General features: G+C 67.3%; 2 protein-coding genes. Both read right to left on the reverse strand.

Features of this window, described 5'->3' with window-relative positions; genetic code table 11:
* Nucleotides 1-958, reverse strand: a 958-nt coding sequence (gene ilvC / locus GPA_RS01000) for a ketol-acid reductoisomerase (RefSeq protein ID WP_041238722.1), incomplete at its 3' end; no start/stop codon positions are given.
* Nucleotides 959-987: 29 nt separating this feature from the next.
* A complete protein-coding gene (gene ilvN, locus GPA_RS01005; RefSeq protein WP_015538691.1) occupies nt 988-1,473 on the reverse strand; it encodes an acetolactate synthase small subunit in 486 nt (161 codons plus the stop codon).
* Between the last annotated feature and the right edge of the window lie 155 nt (nt 1,474-1,628).

The raw sequence follows: 1,628 nt of genomic DNA on the forward strand, positions 1-1,628 counted from the left end.
CGCCCACCTGCTCGATGGGGGCCTCGGCGTGCTCGGCGCGCTGCTCGAGCAGCCACTTCTGGCCGTTCGCCGAATCCTCCATGAACTCGCGGGCGAAGCTGCCGTCCTGGATGCGCGCGAGCACCTGGCGCATCGCGGCCCGGGCCTCGTCGGTGATCACCTGGGGGCCGGCGTAGTAGTCGCCGTACTCGGCGGTGTTGGAGATGGAGTTGCGCATCTTGGCCATGCCGCCCTCGTACATGAGGTCAACGATGAGCTTCATCTCGTGGAAGCACTCGAAGTAGGCCATCTCGGGCGGGTAGCCCGCCTCGACGAGCGTCTCGAAGCCGGCGTTGATGAGCGCGGTCACGCCGCCGCAGAGCACGGCCTGCTCGCCGAAGAGGTCCGTCTCCGTCTCGTTCTTGAACGTGGTCTCGATGACGCCGGCGCGCGCGCCGCCGATGCCCCAAGCGTAGGACAGCGCCACGTCCTTGGCCTGGCCCGACGCATCCTGGTGCACGCAGATGAGGCAGGGCACGCCCGCCCCTTCGGTGAACACGCGGCGCACCATGTGGCCGGGACCCTTCGGCGCGATCATGACCACGTCCACGTCGGCGGGCGGGGTGATGTAGCCGTAGTGGATGTTGAAGCCGTGCGCGAACGCGAGGGTGTCGCCGGGCGCGAGATGCGGCGCGATCTCGGCCTCGTAGGTGGCGGCCTGGGTCTCGTCGGGCGTGAGGATCATGATGAGGTCGGCTTCCTCGGCGGCCTCGGCCACGCCCATGACCTTGAGGCCGGCCTCCTCGGCGGCCTCGCGCGACTTCGAGCCCTCGCGCAGGCCCACGCGCACGTCGGCGCCCGAGTCCTTGAGGTTGAGCGCATGGGCGTGGCCCTGGCTCCCGTAGCCGATGATGGCTACCTTCTTGCCCTGGATGAGCTCGGGGTTCGCGTCGTTCTCGTGGTAGATCGTGACAGCCATGGTGTTGGTTTCCTTTCTGTTGGCTGGTTTTAAACGTCTTTGCTGTTGCGTGACATCGCTATCTTGCCGGTGCGGGTGATCTCCTTGATGCCGTAGGCGCGGAAGAGGTCCTCCATGCCCTTGAGCTTGCTCTCGTCGCCGGTGGCCTCGATGGTGAGCGAGCTCTTCCCCACGTCGACGATCTTCGCGCGGAAGACGTTCGCAATCTCGATGATCTCGCTTCGGCGCTCGGGCGTGGCGTTCACCTTGAACAGCACGAGCTCACGCTCGATGGCGCCCTCGTCGGTGAGGTCGTTGATCTTGTGCACGCTGATCAGCTTGTGCAGCTGCTTGGTGATCTGCTCGTAGGCCACCTCGTCGGCCTTCACGATGGCCGTGACGCGCGACATGGTGGGGTCCTCGGTGGGGCCCACCGACAGCGACTCGATGTTGAAGCCGCGCCGCGAGATGAGCCCCGTCACGCGCGACAGGACGCCCGGCTTGTTCTCCACGAGGACGGACAGGATGTGCCTCATCGGATGCCCCCCTTCCCGCCCGGGGCGGCCTCCGCCTCGGGCACGTCCGTGCGCACGGCCCCCACGGCCACGTCGATGGCGCCTATCACGTCGTCGAGCGCGCGGCCCGGAGCCACCATGGGGAACACGTTCTGGTCGCGCGAGATGGCCACGTC

The sequence above is a fragment of the Gordonibacter pamelaeae 7-10-1-b genome (assembly GCF_000210055.1).
GTDB classification, from domain to species: Bacteria; Actinomycetota; Coriobacteriia; order Coriobacteriales; family Eggerthellaceae; genus Gordonibacter; species Gordonibacter pamelaeae.

Coding starts and splice junctions, on each gene's coding strand:
- ilvN (WP_015538691.1), bottom strand. CDS start 1,473: ATGAGGCACATCCTGTCCGTCCTCGTGGAGAACAAGCCGGGCGTCCTG.